The sequence below is a fragment of the Devosia algicola genome, assembly GCF_028816455.1.
Classification (GTDB): Bacteria; Pseudomonadota; Alphaproteobacteria; order Rhizobiales; family Devosiaceae; genus Devosia; species Devosia algicola.
In genome coordinates, this window is the sequence record NZ_CP118246.1 from 324,362 (window position 1) to 341,272 (window position 16,911).

Genomic DNA, 16,911 nt, shown 5'->3' on the forward strand with positions numbered 1-16,911 from the left:
GAATGCGCCAGCCAATTATGGACGCGCTTGTCGGCGATGCAAAGCCCCGCGCCCCCATTTGTCGATATCGGCTGCCATCGCAGGCCGGCAATGCGTGTACCCCCCACTATGCAAGACAGCACGCCGGTGCTATTGACCCTCGCCAACCTGTACCCGGTGAGTCATCTCCGCCCGGTTCAAGCTCCAACATTTTCTGATCGCGATCAGAAGGCACGGAAAGGTCTGGCCTTGGCTAAAATCATCACCACCATCACGGGCGATGCCGCACTTACATTTGATGACGTGCTGTTGCAGCCCGCGCGCTCCGACGTGTTGCCGACGGAAACCGATATCAGCAGCTACGTAACCAAGGATATTGCACTCAAATTGCCGATTCTGTCCTCGGCGATGGATACGGTAACCGAGAGTGCCATGGCAATTGCCATGGCTCAGGCCGGTGGCATGGGTGTCATCCATAAAAATCTCACCGCCAGTGAGCAAGCCGAGCAGGTCCGGCAGGTAAAGAGTTTTGAGAGCGGCATGGTGGTCAATCCGATCACCATCGGCCCCGACGCCACGCTGGCCGACGCCCTGTCGCTGATGCAGATGAACAATATTTCTGGCATTCCCGTCGTCGAAAATGGTGGCAAGGGCGGTCGCGCCATCGGTAAGCTGGTTGGCATCATGACCAACCGCGATGTGCGCTTTGCCTCAAATCCCGGCCAGCCAATTGCCGAATTGATGACCCATGACAATCTGGTCACCGTGCGCGATGGCGTTTCCAAGGACGACGCCAAGCGCTTGCTGCATAAGCACCGCATTGAAAAACTGCTGGTCGTGGACGAAGATTATCGTTGCGTCGGCCTGATAACCGTCAAGGATATCGAAAAGGCCCAACTCAATCCACATGCGGTCAAGGATGATCAGGGCCGCCTGCGCGTCGCCGCGGCATCGACCGTCGGCGATTCGGGGTTTGAGCGCTCGCTGGCGCTGATCGAGGCCGGTGTTGACTTGCTGGTCATCGACACGGCCCACGGCCATTCCGTGCGCGTCGCCGAGGCGGTGGAAAAGGTCAAACGCGAAAGCAATTCAACGCGCATCGTGGCTGGCAATGTTGCAACTGCTGAAGCGGTAAAGGCACTGATCGATGCCGGCGCGGATTCGATCAAGGTCGGCATTGGTCCCGGCTCGATCTGCACCACCCGCATTGTTGCCGGTGTTGGCGTGCCCCAGCTTGCCGCGGTCATGGCGTGTGCGGAGGAGGGTGCCAAACAGGGCGTTCCGGTTATCGCCGACGGCGGAATCAAATTCTCAGGAGATATGGCTAAGGCCTTGGCGGGTGGCGCTTCTTGCGTCATGGTCGGTTCGCTTTTGGCTGGCACAGACGAAAGCCCCGGCGAAGTTTATCTTTATCAGGGTCGTTCCTATAAATCCTATCGCGGCATGGGCTCGGTTGGGGCCATGGGGTCGGGGTCGGCCGATCGCTATTTCCAGCAGGACGTGCGCGACCAGATGAAACTGGTGCCCGAGGGCATTGAAGGGCAGGTACCCTACAAGGGTGCAGCAGGTGCCGTATTGCACCAATTGGCCGGCGGCCTTCGCGCATCGATGGGCTATACCGGCGCCCATAATCTGCAGGAATTTCGGGACAATTCGGTCTTTGTGAAAATCTCTGGCGCGGCGCTTAGCGAAAGCCACGTCCATGACGTCTCGATCACTCGCGAGGCGCCAAACTATCGCGGCGGCAGATAGAATGCCTTTGCTCGATAAAGCCCTGTTTCTAGCTATGGCCGCGCAGGTTTTCCTGACGTTCGCGGTGCTCATGCTGCTGGGGCGCGAGCGGGTGCCGCGGGTGATGAGCGGTGAAATTGCGGTCAAGGACATTGCGGTCGAGCGCGATGCCTATCCGCTAAAGGCCCGGCTTCTTTCCAATAATTTTGACAATCAGTTCCAGCTTCCGGTGCTGTTCTATGTTGCCTGTATACTCAGTCTGTCGGCAGGTGACACCGGATGGTTCGACGTAATCCTGGCCTGGTTATTTGTCGCGCTGCGCTACGTCCACAGTATCATTCACGTCACCACCAACCGCGTGCATCGCCGCTTTGCCGTCTATGCTATGGGTATGCTGGTCCTGGCCCTGTTGTGGCTGTGGCTTGTCATCCGCCTCTGCCTGCTGCTGCCCTGAGGGGTTCAAACGGCACCGTTCCTCAAACCCGTCTGAGTATTCCTATGCGTCTTCCCGGTCGTCTTTCCGCCGCCATCGAAGTTCTGGGCGATGTCGAAGCCCGCAAGCGCCCGGTTTCCGAGGCACTCAAGGCATGGGGTCTGGCCAATCGGTTTGCCGGGGCAGGCGACCGCGCCGCTATTGGCAATTTGGTGTACGACGCACTGCGCCGCCGTGCCTCCCATGCGTTTGTCATGGGCGATGACAGCGCCCGCCCACTGGTACTGGCTGTGGCGGTGCGCGATTGGCACCAACCCCCCGAAACGCTCAACGCGGCATTTGCTGACGATGCTCACGCGCCCGCACAACTTTCTGACGCCGAAATTGCCCGTCTGCAAACTGACCTTGCTGATGCCCCCGACCATATCCCTGCCGACATGCCAGAATGGCTCGCGCCATCGCTCCAGCGTGCTTTCGGCCCCGACTGGATTGGCGAGGGCCAGGCCATGGCAGGACGTCCCTCACTCGATATGCGGGTTAATGCCCTCAAATCCAACCGCGAACGCGTGCTAAAAAATCTCAAGCGTTTCAACGCCATCCCGACGCCGTTCGCGCCCAACGGTGTCACCATTCCGCCGGGCGAGCGTGATAGCCGCACCCCAAATGTGACAACAGATGAGGGCTACCTCAAAGGCTGGTTCGAAGTGCAGGATCAGGGTAGCCAGATCGTGGCGGCGCTGGCTGGTGCCAGGCCGGGCAATCAGGTCCTAGACCTCTGCGCCGGCGCTGGCGGCAAAACGCTGGCACTGGCCGCCGACATGGCCAATAAGGGCCAGATTTTTGCCTATGATAGCGATCGCAATCGCCTCGCCCCGATATACGACCGTCTCAAGCGAAACGGCGCTCGCAACGTTCAGGTCCGCGCGCCTCAGGACGGCGCGCTGGCGGATCTCATCGGCAAGATGGATCGCGTCATTGTCGACGCACCCTGCACCGGCACCGGCACCTGGCGACGTCGGCCCGACACCAAATGGAAACTCACGCCCGAGCCTATTGGCCACACGCCAGGCCGAACAAAGTGCCATTCTCGACGAGGCCGCTGCTTTCGTTAAGCCCGGCGGCACCCTCATTTATATAACCTGCTCGATTCTGCCTGAGGAAAATGATGATCAGGCCATGGCCTTTCTCGCCCGCCATAGCGGCTTTTTGCCTGCCGATATCACTGCGCATTGGCAGGCTGCCACGACCGCGCCAATGCCGACATCCCTCGCAACCGCTGCCGGTGGCATTACGCTGACGCCACACCGGACCCAGACGGACGGATTTTATTTTATCGCTTTGACCCGCAATGAGTGAACCATTTCAACTTTTTCCGCGTTCAATGGTCAGTAGTACCAAACTGGATTGGTGACATGGCCTCCGCCTCACTTGCCGACTACAAGACGCCACGCCCCTGGATCATTCTGGCGGTGTTTCTGGTTGTTGTCATTGGGGTGGGCGGGCTCATCGGCACCCAGTCCGTGCCCGGCGAATGGTACCAAAGCCTCAACAAGCCGCCCTTCAATCCGCCCAACTGGATTTTTGGCCCCGTCTGGTTCGCGCTTTACATCATGATCGCCGTCGCCGGATGGCGCATCTACATGATTGACCCTACCAGCCCTGCCATGAAAATCTGGTATGGCCAGATGGTGCTGAACTGGGCCTGGTCCCCGGTTTGGTTCATCGCTCAGGCTCGTCTGGCCCGCTTTCGCCATTATCCTCGCCATTCTGGCGCTGATCATCGCTTTTATCGCGACCGCCCGTCGCCTCGATCCGACCGCGGCATGGCTTTTCGTGCCCTATCTGGCATGGGTTGCGTTTGCCAGCCTTCTCAATTTATCCATCGGTATTCTCAACTAGTCCGCCGCCAAAGTTGGGGATTGCATTGTCGCATCCCCGCTTTGCACTTCTTCATCTTGCCTAAATCTGGCGCGGACGCTAAAGCCTCGCCATGAGTGAGCACGCTGAAACCACCCCGCCATCCATCCTGATCGTTGACTTCGGTTCGCAAGTCACCCAATTGATCGCGCGCCGAATACGCGAGACAGGGGTTTATTGCGAAATCCATCCCTTCACCACGGCAGGCGAGGCGCTGCGCGCGCTCCAGCCCAAGGGCATCGTGCTCTCAGGCAGTCCCGCCTCCGCACTCGATCAAAACGCCCCCACGATTGATCCGGCGCTGATCGAGGCAGGCGTGCCAATTTTGGGCATTTGCTACGGGCAGCAGGCGCTCTGCGTAGCACTTGGTGGCAAGGTCGAAGCGGGGCACCATCGAGAATTTGGCCGTGCCGAAGTGACCGTCAAAAAGCCCGCGTCGCTTTATGACGGCGTCTGGGATCTGGGCACCGATCATCAGGTCTGGATGAGCCATGGTGACCGCGTGGTAGAACTGCCGCAGGGTTTTGAGGTGGTTGGCACCTCCACCGGCGCACCCTTCGCCATGATCGCCAATGAGGAACGTCGCATCTGGGGCGTACAATTCCACCCCGAAGTGGTTCACACGCCCGATGGCGCACGCCTCTATGCCAATTTCGTCCACAATATCTGCGGCGTTGACGCCTCCTGGACCATGGCCGCCTACCGCAACAAGATGATCGAAAAAATCCGCGATCAGGTTGGCACCGGCAAGGTCATCTGCGGTCTTTCCGGTGGCGTGGACTCCTCAGTTGCCGCCGTCCTCATTCATGAAGCAATTGGCGACCAGCTAACCTGTATCTATGTCGACCACGGTCTCATGCGCCTCAATGAGAGCGAGCAGGTCGTCACCATGTTTCGCGATGAATACAACATTCCGCTGGTCCATGTGGACGCGTCCGAAGTGTTCCTGCGCGAGCTTGATGGCCAAAGCGATCCCGAGACCAAGCGCAAGATCATTGGCCGCCTGTTCATCGAAACTTTTGAGGCTGAAGCCAAAAAGCTTGGCGGCGCCGAGTTCCTGGCGCAAGGCACGCTTTATCCCGATGTGATCGAAAGCGTTTCCATCACCGGAGGGCCCTCGGTCACCATCAAGAGCCACCATAATGTTGGCGGCCTGCCAGCCCGCATGAATATGCAACTGGTCGAACCGCTGCGTGAACTGTTCAAGGACGAAGTGCGCGCGCTCGGTCGCGAACTGGGGCTGCCCGAAAGCTTCATCGGACGCCATCCATTCCCCGGTCCGGGTCTGGCCATTCGCTGCCCCGGCGGCATCACGCCCGAAAAGCTCGACATTCTGCGTCAGGCCGACGCAATCTACCTCGACGAAATCCGCAAGTCGGGTCAGTACGATATGATATGGCAGGCCTTTGCTGTCCTGCTACCGGTCCAGACCGTTGGCGTCATGGGCGATGGTCGCACCTATGAATTCGTCTGCGCGCTGCGCGCCGTCACCTCGGTCGATGGCATGACCGCCGATTTCTATCAGTTCGACATGAATTTCCTCGGCCGCACCGCCACCCGCATCATCAACGAAGTCCGCGGCATCAATCGCGTCGTCTACGATGTCACCTCAAAACCCCCAGGCACGATCGAGTGGGAGTGAGACACGTCCTTTGATTGGCCGAGCCAGTCGGAGGGAAATTGTTCAAGTGGGCCAGTTCAAGCGGGCTGAGCGCGGCGAAATGCCTGAGACCTCGTAGGCAGCCAGACACAGGCAGACGGGCCACATTGGCCCGCCTTCCGGGATTTGGCTCAGCCAACTGATCCTTCTGCCAGCCACCGGGCGCAATCGCGACCCAATTCTTGCTCGGCGCGTGCCAGATACCGTTCACTCACGTCGGCGCCGAGTTGGTCGCGCCAACGACCGTTTGTGCCTTTGTGAATGAATGTCTTCGCGCCACCGTCCCAGAATGCACCGCCCAATGGCACTGAGTCAGAGGCATTTTCCTTCATGTAGTTGAACGAACAGTGATGCAGGATGCCGTTCATCGTGTCCGGCACCAGGTCGATGTCAAGAAACGCCGCGATGTCGCGAATTTGGCCAGGCAGATCGCGTTTGAGATCGGCAAAGTGGATCAATTTTACATTGGCAAGATCGCGCAACGCCCACCAGCTCCGCACATTTTCCCAATAGGGCCAAAACGGCGCGCCGTCATTGTCCAGCCAGTGGGTGAAATATTCGACTGTACTTTCAGGCGGTTTGCCGATCTCGGGACCGATGCGTCCCGGCGTGTTGTTCAGCGCGTCATACCAGGCTTCGTTCGCGGTCGCGTGGTGGTTGTGCAATGACCACATCACATCGCGTGCATCCCGGCCGACATAGAGGTATTTGGCCTTGTCGGAGAACACCAGGGCATCGACCGGCAGATGGGTTTTCAGAAATCGCCGATGCGTTTGTGCTGCAATCGCTGGCAGCTTGACCTCTTTGGGCGGTACCCGAAGGTCGACCCAGGGCGACATCTCGGCGACAGGCAATCCTTCCTGACCTTGAAATATCAACTGGCTGACAATCTGCTGCATCCACGATGTGCCAGATTTGGCATACGTCGCAATGACAATGTCATCGTCCCGGAAATCGATATCATTCCAGACGGTGCTGTCGATGTGATGATTGTGCATCTCGCGGGTCTTAACTGGCAAAGCGACCATTTTCTGTCTCCTGAGTTGAATGGGTTGCACCGTCAGCATGACCCCGCCGCGGACCGGTCGGTATCTCTGCACTTGCAGAACGGCTAGGCATACGTGCAGAATGCTCTCGGAGGCGCTTGGCTTATGCTTGATTGGAACGACATACGCACATTCCTTTCCGTTGCGCGTGAAGGGTCGACGCTGGCCGCTTCAAGGAAATTGAACATCAACCAGACGACCGTCGGCAGACGGATGCACGCGCTGGAAACTGCTTTGGGCCTGACCTTGTTTGAGCGCGACACGCGGGGGTACGCGTTGACCGCTCACGGGAGTGCATTGTTTGAAGTTGCCGCGGGCATGGAGGGCGCCGCCGATAAAGTCCTGACGCGGGCCGACCATTTGAAGCGTACATCAGATGGGATAATTCGGGTCACGGCGGCGCATTCCAGCATGACCCACTGGGTGCTTCCATTGATCTCGGAATTTCGAAAGCACAATCCGAACACTCATTTTGAGACTAATGCGTCCGAGCAATATGTATCCTTGGAAAGTGGCGAGGCGGATATTGCCATTCGCGCCAGCGACAAAATCGAGGGCGATACCCTGATCGTTCGCAAGCTGCCGCCTGTAAGGTGGGGGGTCTATTGCAGCAAAGCCTATCTGGCGGCGAACGGGATGCCGCGTTCAATAGATGAACTGATCCATCACCCGGTCCTGAGCCTACCCTGATGCGATGGTGAAAGGCGTGAAGCTCATGCGGTGGCTGGATCAACATGTGGATAGATCAAAGATTGTCAGCACAGTAGATTCCGTCATAACCATGTCGGCCTCCCTTCGGACAGAAGAGGCAATCGGTGTGCTTCCATGCGTTGAAGGTGACCCATTGCCCGATCTTGTCATGTGCTTCACGACTGAGGACCTGTCCAGCGGACTCTGGCTCGTGGCTTCAAAAGAGGCCTACCAGGAGCCCAGAGTGCGAAAGTTCATGACGTTCCTCGGCGAGCATTTTCCACGAGATGGAAAGGCAGCGACGTTTTGACTTAATGCCCAACCAATCAAAGCGAGGTCGCGACGGTCATCCTCACGCAGGGCAGTCGCAACCGGTGTTATCATTCGCGCTTCGAACGATATTGCCAATTTTGGCCGGCCAGACCGTCGATCAGAACGGCAATACTACGCTCGTAGACCGAACGATCAGCACCACCCGCAATTGCCAGCGCTGCACAATCAAAGGCGGCCGAAAGCATATTTGTCGTTGCCGCGATCCAGTCGCGGTTGGCGTCTGGCCCCAAAAGTTCAATAAGGCCGGTTTCCAGCGTGCTGCCTGCATTGCCCCGGTCTATCGCTCCGGTGGCCGCCGCGCCGAGGATGGCGGGGGCCTCCAGCAGCAACAGCCGCGTGCGTCCCGGTGTGTTCATGGCGTCAAAATAGGCGGCAGCGCCCCTGAGCAGGGCCTCACTGGGTGATTTTGCCCGCACCGACATGTCGGCTATCTGCTGCGCCACCGCTTCCGCTTCACGCTCAACGATCGCCGTTAGCAGCGCCTTCTTGTCCTCGAAATGATGATAGAGCGCCCCGCGAGTGACCCCGGCCGCCCTGACGATGTCGGGCGTGGCGGTGTCGGCAAAGCCTTTCTTGATGAACAGGTCCTTGGCTGCGTCCATTAAGGCGAGCCGCGTCGCTTGACTGCGTTCGGGGTTGCTGCGGGCCATCATTCTTCCTTGACATACATTCTGTATGTTTGTTATAGCACAATACATACACAATGTATGCAATCAATCGGGAGAAGGAAAGATGAAAATAACCAGCTACTATCCAGTCATCATGACGAACGACGTGGCAGGCACCGTAGCCTTTTATGAGCGTCACCTACGGTTCACACCGCCGTTTTCAAGCGATTGGTACGTTCATCTTCAGTCAATGGATAACGACGCTGTATCGCTCGCCATTCTGGACGGCGCGCATGAAACAGTGCCGCCGCCGGTGCGCGGCACGGCATCGGGGCTGCTGCTGAACTTTGAGGTGGAAGATGTGGATGCGGTCTATGGCGACATGCTCAAAGCCGGGCTGCCGATGGTTCGCGCCATCCGCGACGAAGATTTCGGCCAGCGTCACTTCATCACACAATATCCAAATGGTGTGCTTATTGACGTCGTCAAACCGATTCCGCCAAGCCCGGAATTTGCAGCGCTTTATGATTCAGCTGCGCTGCCACAGTAGGCAAACGGTTCTGGCCGGTGCCGCGGTTGCGCCCAAACAGGGTGCAATCGCGCCATCTCGTTCACCGCTCGTGAAAGGCGCGGGACATGCTGTCGACTATGGGCTTGGTCAGATATTCAAAAAATGTCCGTTCGCGGGTTTGAACGAACACTTCCGCCGGCATCCCTGGCGTTGGGGTAAAATTCTCCACCCGCTGTAGCTGCGAGGGATCAATATTGATTCGCGCCACGTAAATCTCCCGGCCGGCGCTACCGGCATCAGATACCGTGTCGGCCGACACATATATTACGTCGCCCGTCAAAACCGGCGTCGTACGCTGGTTCAAGGCGGTAAGGCGAATCGTCGCCTCCTGGCCCTTTCGGACCTCGTCGATCTGCAGGCGCGGAATTTTCACTTCAACAATCAGCGGCACGTCCGCTGGCAAAATCTCCATGATCGGCTTGCCGCTTTCAATCACGCCACCCGTTGTATGGTAGAACATGCGCACGATAGTGCCGCTGACGGGTGCAATGATCGAGGTGCGTTGCAGCACGTTGTTGGCTTGCAATATCTGCTCTCGCACCGCATCCAACTCGGATTCAACACCCTGAATTTCGTCCAGTGCGGCCTGTTTTGCTGCGTCTCGTGCCTGGATGATCTCGCGTTGATATTTGATTATCTGTGATTGGGACTCAGATATTTCCGAGCGCAGTCGAGCCATGTCGCCTTCGCCATCGGCAATGGCGCGTTCCGCATTACGAACCGCTGATCTCGTAGTGACCCCCTTGGATTGCAGACTGGTGATCACGTCGCGATCTTCCTTGAGCAGCGACATCTGTCGCTCCATCGAGGCAACCTGCTCCTCGCGCCCAGCAATGCGATATTGCAAGGTGACGACATTTTGCTCCATCAGTTCAATTTCATTGAGCAATTTGTCGCGCGCGGCTTCAAAATTATTGCGCTGGCTGGCATTGATCGAGGCGACTTCTGGATCGCTCAGCAATTGCAATACGGCGGCAGGCGGGGAGTAGATCAGCGCCCCCTTGGACTCGGCATTCAGTCGCGCCCATATGGTTTCGAGCCGCACCAGGCGTAATTGCAATTGCTGGGCATTGGCGCGGGCGGCAGTTTCATCGAGCAGCACCATTTCCTGCCCGACCGTTACCTTGTCGCCCTCACGCACCAGCATGTCCTTGACGATACCGCCCTCGAAATGCTGCACGATCTTGTTTTCGCCGGTGGCGACAAAGCTGCCCGGCGCAATGACCGCCGCTGCCAGCGGCGCAAATGCGGCCCAGCTGCCAAACCCGCCAAAGGTCAGGATGATCAACCCGATCCCGATGATCGATTGCTTGCGAATGGAGCGGGGAACGCCCGAATACCATTCCAGATTTTGCAGTGCCACCTGTCCAGCCATGGCTATTCTCCCCCGGCGTCAGGTATCAGTGCGCCATTGCCGCCCTTTTCAAGGCCCGGCTTTTTGATCGTCAGTGCCGCCATTACTTCCGTGCGTGAGCCAAACATCGAAACCGAACCATTGTTGAGCACCAGGATCTTGTCGACGACGTTGAGCAGGGCAGGGCGCTGGGTAATGGTCACAACCGTGATCTTCTGCTTGCGGGCGTGCAGTAAAGCCTTGGCCAGCGCGTTTTCGCCCAGGGAGTCGAGGTTTGAGTTCGGCTCGTCCAGCACCACCAGCTTGGGGTCGCCGAAAAAGGCCCGCGCCAGGGCGATGCGCTGTTTTTGTCCGCCCGATAGCGGCGCGCCGTCGCCCGCGACATAGGTTTCATATCCTTGCGGAAATGAAGCGATCAGGCTCGTGAACGTCTGCCAGCACCGCCGCATCAAATATGGCGCGATCACTGACATCCTCGCGCATGCGGGCAATATTGGCCTTGATCGTGCCGGGGAACAGTTGAACGTCCTGCGGCAAATAGCCGATGCTTTCGCCAAACTGGCGTTGATCCCAGTTGCGCAAATCCATCAGGTCCAGCCGCACGCTGCCCGAGGTTGGCAGTACTGATCCGACCAGCATTTTTCCCAAAGTCGTTTTGCCGGCACCCGAATTGCCGATGATCGCCAGCGACTCGCCGGGCTGCAATGAAAAACTGATCCCGTTGAGCAGCACCTTCTTGTTGGGCGGCGGCACGAACAGGATGCGTTCAACGTCCAACCGTCCCTTGGGATTGGGTAGCATCAGCTTTTCAAAATTGAACGGCGAGGACTGGAGCAGATTACGAATTTTGCCGAACGAGGACCGGAACTGGGTGAATGAACTCCAACCTTCAATCGCCCCTTCAATCGGTGACAGGGCGCGGCTGGCAATGATCGATGCAGCAATCACCATGCCGCCAGTCATCTCGCCACCAATGGCCAGAAAGGCACCCCATCCCAGCATTGATACCTGAGTCAAAAGCCGCAAGCCTTTGGAAATGCTGGACATGATGATATTTCTGTCCTGCGCGCGAACCTGGGCTTGCATAGAGGACGCCGAGTCACGGCCCCAGATCTTGACCGCCTCCGGGATCATCGCCAAGGCGTTGATGATCTGCGAATTGCGGGACATCGAATCCAGATGCATCGTCGTGCGGCTCAGATAGCCATTGGCCTCGGCAAAATGCTTCCCCGTCAAGCGCTGGTTGATCAGCGCCACGATCAGCAATCCGAACGCCGCCGCAACCACGATATAGCCAAGCTCGGGATGGATCAAAAACACCGCCAGCACAAAGAACGGTGCCATTGGCGCATCAAAGAACGCCAGCAATGTGCCTGAGGTAATGAAGGCGCGCACCTGCTGCAGGTCGCCAAGCACCTGATAGTCACGGCCATTGCCGTTAAGCGATGCTCGGGCCGCCGCACTCAGGATCGGCGCACCCAACTGCACGGCAACTTCAACGGCGGTCCGCATCAAAATAAACCGGCGCACCGCATCCAGTATCGCCTGCATGATCACGGCGCCAACGATAACCGCCGTCAGCATCACCAGCGTATCCAGCGATCGGCTGGTCAGCACCCGATCCGAAATCTGGAACAGATAGATCGGAATGGCCAGCACCAGAACGTTCAGGAACACCGTAAAGAACAGGACGATCAAAAGATTGGTGCGAACGACATTGATGCCGTTCTGAAAGCTCTGGGCAAAGTTCGGGGCTGCGGCGCGTTTGTGAAAGCTCTGGTTACCGCCGCCGCCGGATCCGCCATTGCCACCGCCTTTGCCGCCATTATCGCTGCCGCCGCCGCTGTCACGCGCCGGTGCCTTGCCGCCCTTGAGCGGACCACGGTCGGCCTCGATGATGGGTGGAACGCTGGTTTTGCCGCGTGTATCGGGTTCGCGCAGTGTCGTCTCGCGCGCCTCGGTTGCCGGGGCCTTGGCCACCATGGGCTTCGGCGTCGGCGCATCTGTTGGCTTGGTTTTAACAATGGTTGATGGCTCGTCGGCCCACACCTGCTCTGAGCGCGGCGCCTCAGCCTTGGCCTGTGGCTCAACGGCTTTTTCGGGCTCTGCTGTGCTGGGTTTTGCATTATTGATCGGGCAGGACGGACCCGCAGGCTTGGTCTCGGCAATCCTCGGGGAGGTGAGCTTTTGCCATTCTTCGTGAACAGTAGCGCGCTGCTGGCCAAGCCTGATCGGCGCGATAACGCTTTTTTCGACTACCGGAGCCTCAGCCACGGGCGTTGATATTGGTGCCGTGCGGTCAACTGGCGTGACTTCCGCCTCATCTGCTCGATCCGGGCTATAGGTCTGAATCGTCGACATCGTCTCATCGATGGCCGACTCATTATCATTCAGCGATCTATCATCCATGTCTGCGTCGTTACCTTCGGTCTCCGCCGCGCTCGGCACTTCTGTGCCGCCCTCGGTCTCGATTTCTGTGTCGTCGGTTTCTTCCGAAGCCAGTTCGTCAAGTCGTGCCGCAGCCGAACTGATTTCGAACTGCAAGCGGTCAAGTTTGGCGGTACGGGCAATTTCATGTTGCGGCAGGCGCCCGCGGGATGGGGAGTCATCGTCTGCAATGTCGCTGTCATATCGCATCGCCATTCCCCATGTTCATCTAAGCGAGCATGGTTTGCATGACGTCCAGGGACGGACCGTCGGCGGTAATGGTGTTGGGCGATAGATCGTCGCCCGCGGGGATGACATAGTCGCCATCCAGATCAAGAAAGGCGATAACCTCGCTCACCAGCGCATTGTCGTCCTCTGCCTCGTCATTGGCGGCCATGATGTCGGCCTGAATAAGCACGCTGTCTGAATAACTCTGCCCGCCGACAAACGTGGTGGTGCCCAGATTGTCGTAATCATAGATCGTCGCGATATTGGCCAGCGCGTTGGCACCCGTGTTCAGCGTATATTCTGGATGGCTGGCGGCGACGCGAGCCTCCTCGATCGCAACATAATCGGCATCGCCCAATACGTTGGTTTGCTGGACATAACGCAAATCGTAGATGTCACCGCTGACATAGAGGGCCCGAAGCATCGGGAAACCCTCGAACATATTGTCGAACTTGAAGGCATCGGGCATCGCGCGATTGCCCGCATCAAGCGCGTTCATGGCGTCGTAATACTGGCCTGGCATGCCCGTATGGATTTGCGTGGGGCCGACATTGACGATATTGGCCTCGTTCCACAGCAGATTGCCGCTGGTGGCCAGCGAGCCAGTGCCGGTGTCGATGCCACCACCGCCTAGAACCTCGACACTATCATTGTCGTAAAGGATATTGTTCTGAACGATGATATTTGCGTCATAGAGATTGCCCCCGACCATCACCAGATCAAACTGAAGACCGAGATTATGGAAGCTGACGCCATTCAAGCCGACATTTTCGCCGCTTGTGACTGTCGTTGTCGCGCCGGTGGATGAGAGAACGTGGACGTCCTCATCATAGGCGAAATGATATTGTGACAACCATTCGGTAAAAACCAGATCGCCCGCAACTGTTGAAATCTGCCAGTTGTGGGGCAGCACATCGGGTCGGTGCTCGGCGGCTATGGCCGCTGTATCGCGCTGGTCATGCTCAAATGTTGCAATATTCTTGGCCACCGTCGTGTCGGCCGCATTGCTCGACGCACCAGGCACTCCGGCGCCCACCTGGTCATGGTCGCTATAGGCATTGGTCTGGATGATGGCGTCAAGCTGGTGATGGTCGCCCGCGACCGCCAGAAAGGTCGGTGTCAGGCTCGCATTCATGATCGCGGCTTCATTGACCAGCAAATTGCCGCCACTGTGAAGTGTAACCGTATCGGGATAGTCGTCACCCGACAAAGTCTCGGTCAGCGGTCCTGGATCATCATCGGCCTCGTCCGATTGCACCTGTTCGCGCAATCGCATCGGCAAATTCTCTTCCAGCTCTGGCGCTTCGTCGGCCTGCTGGCCGTTGACATAGGTCCCTGAAAGCGCATCAACCTCGACAATCGTAGTGTTCTCGTTGCTTGTTTCACCATCAGCCATTGCATGGAAAACGGCGGCACTACCCTCGATGAAACGCGGAATGTCCTCGATAGTGTGCAGGCCCGCAATACTGGTTATAGGTCCCGAAATCGCCTCAACCGCCAGCGTCATCTCATGCAGGGCTTGCGGCGCACCGGACTGAAAACTGATTGGCCCGTCATAATCACTCAGCACCACCAGATCATTATCGATCAAAGTGGTCTCCTGCGCGATAATCGCCGCAACCGAACCCGGCTCGTCGCCTTCAAGCGGCGTGGGCGCGGGGGAGGTGGTGGGGGACTTGAAAACCGGGGTTACTATTGCCGGTCCATCGCCCGCGTCGAGAACATGGGCACGGCTTGGGGCGGTATGAGCAGACCAGTCGGCCCCGCCCCGTCCCACAATTTGCCAGATCGGGGGCGCATAGGCCAATCCCGGCAAATAGGCTTCAAGCTGCAAGGATTGCGCGACGTCGGCGGAAATTTGTTTGAGATCCAAGTTCTGGGCGCCCTGGGCGGCAGCCTGCAAATATTCTTCGTAGGCTCACCCGGAGTTTCATTTCCTCCAGGCTCATCGCAAAATAGCCGAGAAAGTGCGCAACGATTTCGTTGGTGCTATCGGTCGGAAAAAACATTGCGGCACCTCCCAAAATCGCGGATGGACCTCCGCTTGCTGAGCCGCGTTACTCAAAATCGGATGGTCTGCGCGTTTCGCGCAGACCGGAGTTGAGAGAGTGGTTTAGACGTCGTCGTGGCTGGCGTCGTTGCCCATTGAGTTGTCGCCCCCGACAACTGTGGCATCGACTGCGTTCTGCTGGAGGTTGGCGCCAAGCACCAGTTCCATATTGAACGCACTGGCCGACATCGAAGCATGAGAATCGGCAGTGTTGGTGCCGTCCGCATTATTGTCGGCAGCCGCGTCGAAGCTATTGCCATCAGCCTGCGAGTCACCGCCCCATGCCTTGGCATGGAAGTCCGAGCCGCCATTGTTGCTCTGGACGTTGCTCAGGGTGTCATTGTCGACAAGATCGGCAACCTGATTGATGGCAAACCCGGTGTCGCCGCCGCCGCCCGCGAAGGCGCCGTTGAAGACATTCTCGAAGTTGACGTCATCACCCGGATTGAAGTCGAGCGTGCCGCTATTGATGAACATGCTGTCCATCGTGGCGGTACCGATATCGAGATCGGCAAAGTCATCGTCGGAGTTGAACGAGTTGGATGCATCATCATCGGAGTTGAACGCATTGGAAATGTCGTCATCCGACGAGTTGAACGCGTTGGCGATAGCGACATCCAGATCCAAATCAGCATCGATTGAATTGTCGTTGTTCGAATCGTGCTGTGAGTGGTTGGAGTTGTCGTTGTTCGAGTTGGTGTTCGACTTGTCGTTGGCGACGTCCTCGACATTGAGGTCCAGGTTCGTCGAGTTGTCGTTCATCGAGTCGTTGATCGACTTGTCATTGGCGACATCGTCAACGGCAACATCCAGATCGGTATGCGTGGAGTTGTCGTTGTTGGAGTCGTTGGTCGAACTGTTGTTGCCCGAGTCGGTTGCCGAATTGTCGAGAGCAAACGTCTGAACATTGTTCGAGTTGGTGTTCGACTTGTCGTTGGCAACATCATCAACGTCAATATCGAATGCCGATGAATTGTCGTTGTTGGAGTCGTTAGTCGACTTGTTGTTGGCAACATCGTCAACATCAACGTCTGTTGAGTTGTCGTTGTTGGAGTCATTTGTCGACTTGTTGTTCGCAACATCATCAACGTCGACATCCAGATCTAGATCATTGTTTGTCGAGTTGTCGTTGTTGGAGTCGTTAGTCGACTTGTTGTTAGCGACATCGTCAACGTCAACATCCAGATCGTTATTGGTGGAGTTGTCGTTCATCGAGTCGTTTGTCGATTTGTTGTTGGCAACATCGTCAACATCGACGTCTGTGGAGTTGTCGTTCATCGAGTCGTTTGTCGACTTGTTGTTCGCAACATCATCCACATCGACATCAAGTGAGTTGTTGCTGTCGTTAGTCGACTTATTGTTTGCAACATCGTCAACGTCAACGTCCAAATCATTACTAGTGGAGTTGTCGTTGTTTGAGTCGTTTGTCGATTTGTTATTCGCAACGTCATCCACATCGACATCAAGATCGGTGGAATTGTCGTTCATCGAGTCGTTTGTCGACTTGTTGTTGGCAACATCATCAACGTCAACGTCCAGATCGCTGGAATTGTCGTTGTTGGAGTCGTTCGTTGACTTGTTGTTAGCCACATCATCCACAGCGACATCCAGATTGCTGGAATTGTCGTTATTGGTATTGGACTTGTCGTTGGCGATATCACTTACATCAACATCGAGGTCGTTCGAATTGTCGTTAAACGATCGGGTGTTGTCGTTATAATCGTTGTCAGCCATAGCTGTCTCCCATCTATAGGAGCGGATTGGCCGAGCCTCCATGCATTTTTAATGAGGCTAACTAGCTGCACCGCGGTTATTCAAGGCCATTCCCTTGGAGACGTCATTTCCAGCACATCACGCTACTGTACAAACTCAACTGGAAAACGC

At 57.1% G+C, this 16,911-nt stretch carries 11 protein-coding genes and 2 pseudogenes; 7 read left to right on the top strand and 6 right to left on the bottom strand.

Annotated elements, in window-relative coordinates:
• Positions 1 to 228 precede the first annotated feature (228 nt).
• The 5 genes and pseudogenes from guaB to guaA all read left to right on the top strand — a co-directional run bounded on the left by guaB (position 229) and on the right by guaA (position 5,702).
• On the top strand, positions 229 to 1,731 hold the full coding sequence (gene guaB, locus PSQ19_RS01700; RefSeq protein ID WP_282219363.1) for an IMP dehydrogenase: 1,503 nt from the start codon (positions 229 to 231) through the stop codon (positions 1,729 to 1,731).
• Between the two features lie 7 nt (positions 1,732 to 1,738).
• Positions 1,739 to 2,164 (top strand): MAPEG family protein, encoded by a 426-nt coding sequence (locus PSQ19_RS01705; protein WP_282219364.1) that lies wholly within the window; start codon positions 1,739 to 1,741, stop codon positions 2,162 to 2,164.
• A gap of 44 nt (positions 2,165 to 2,208) precedes the next feature.
• Positions 2,209 to 3,499: pseudogene (locus tag PSQ19_RS01710) on the top strand (RsmB/NOP family class I SAM-dependent RNA methyltransferase).
• Positions 3,500 to 3,555: 56 nt separating this feature from the next.
• Entirely contained in the window at positions 3,556 to 4,137 is a 582-nt protein-coding gene (locus PSQ19_RS20115; RefSeq protein ID WP_456077515.1) for a TspO/MBR family protein, read from the top strand.
• Complete coding sequence (gene guaA, locus PSQ19_RS01720; RefSeq protein WP_282219365.1) at positions 4,134 to 5,702, top strand: glutamine-hydrolyzing GMP synthase; 1,569 nt, start codon at positions 4,134 to 4,136, stop codon at positions 5,700 to 5,702. Before PSQ19_RS20115 ends, guaA begins: the two co-directional genes overlap by 4 nt.
• 149 nt (positions 5,703 to 5,851) lie before the next feature.
• Here the strand turns inward: guaA and PSQ19_RS01725 are convergent, their stop codons facing one another.
• Positions 5,852 to 6,748 carry a sulfotransferase domain-containing protein gene (locus PSQ19_RS01725; protein ID WP_282219366.1) on the bottom strand — a complete coding sequence of 299 codons (897 nt, stop codon included), beginning with the start codon at positions 6,746 to 6,748 and terminating at the stop codon, positions 5,852 to 5,854.
• A 123-nt stretch (positions 6,749 to 6,871) separates the two neighbouring features.
• On the opposite strand from PSQ19_RS01725, the gene PSQ19_RS01730 reads away from it, so the two are divergent.
• Positions 6,872 to 7,456 carry a LysR family transcriptional regulator gene (locus PSQ19_RS01730; RefSeq protein ID WP_282219367.1) on the top strand — a complete coding sequence of 195 codons (585 nt, stop codon included), beginning with the start codon at positions 6,872 to 6,874 and terminating at the stop codon, positions 7,454 to 7,456.
• Between the two features lie 380 nt (positions 7,457 to 7,836).
• Here PSQ19_RS01730 and PSQ19_RS01735 read toward each other — a convergent pair whose 3' ends face one another.
• Positions 7,837 to 8,439 (bottom strand): TetR/AcrR family transcriptional regulator, encoded by a 603-nt coding sequence (locus PSQ19_RS01735; RefSeq protein ID WP_282220773.1) that lies wholly within the window; start codon positions 8,437 to 8,439, stop codon positions 7,837 to 7,839.
• Positions 8,440 to 8,521: 82 nt separating this feature from the next.
• Here PSQ19_RS01735 and PSQ19_RS01740 point away from each other — a divergent pair, with 82 nt between their 5' ends.
• Complete coding sequence (locus PSQ19_RS01740; protein ID WP_282219368.1) at positions 8,522 to 8,947, top strand: VOC family protein; 426 nt, start codon at positions 8,522 to 8,524, stop codon at positions 8,945 to 8,947.
• 61 nt (positions 8,948 to 9,008) lie between these two features.
• Here PSQ19_RS01740 and PSQ19_RS01745 read toward each other — a convergent pair whose 3' ends face one another.
• The 4 genes and pseudogenes from PSQ19_RS01745 to PSQ19_RS01760 form a co-directional block, all read right to left on the bottom strand.
• Positions 9,009 to 10,343, bottom strand: a complete 1,335-nt coding sequence (locus PSQ19_RS01745; RefSeq protein WP_282219369.1) for an HlyD family type I secretion periplasmic adaptor subunit — start codon at positions 10,341 to 10,343, stop codon at positions 9,009 to 9,011.
• A 2-nt stretch (positions 10,344 to 10,345) separates the two neighbouring features.
• A pseudogene (locus PSQ19_RS01750) lies at positions 10,346 to 12,731 on the bottom strand (type I secretion system permease/ATPase).
• Positions 12,732 to 12,978: 247 nt separating this feature from the next.
• Positions 12,979 to 14,850, bottom strand: coding sequence for a hypothetical protein (locus tag PSQ19_RS01755; protein WP_282219370.1), 1,872 nt, complete (start codon positions 14,848 to 14,850; stop codon positions 12,979 to 12,981).
• A gap of 240 nt (positions 14,851 to 15,090) precedes the next feature.
• Complete coding sequence (locus PSQ19_RS01760) at positions 15,091 to 16,761, bottom strand: hypothetical protein (RefSeq protein ID WP_282219371.1); 1,671 nt, start codon at positions 16,759 to 16,761, stop codon at positions 15,091 to 15,093.
• Between the last annotated feature and the right edge of the window lie 150 nt (positions 16,762 to 16,911).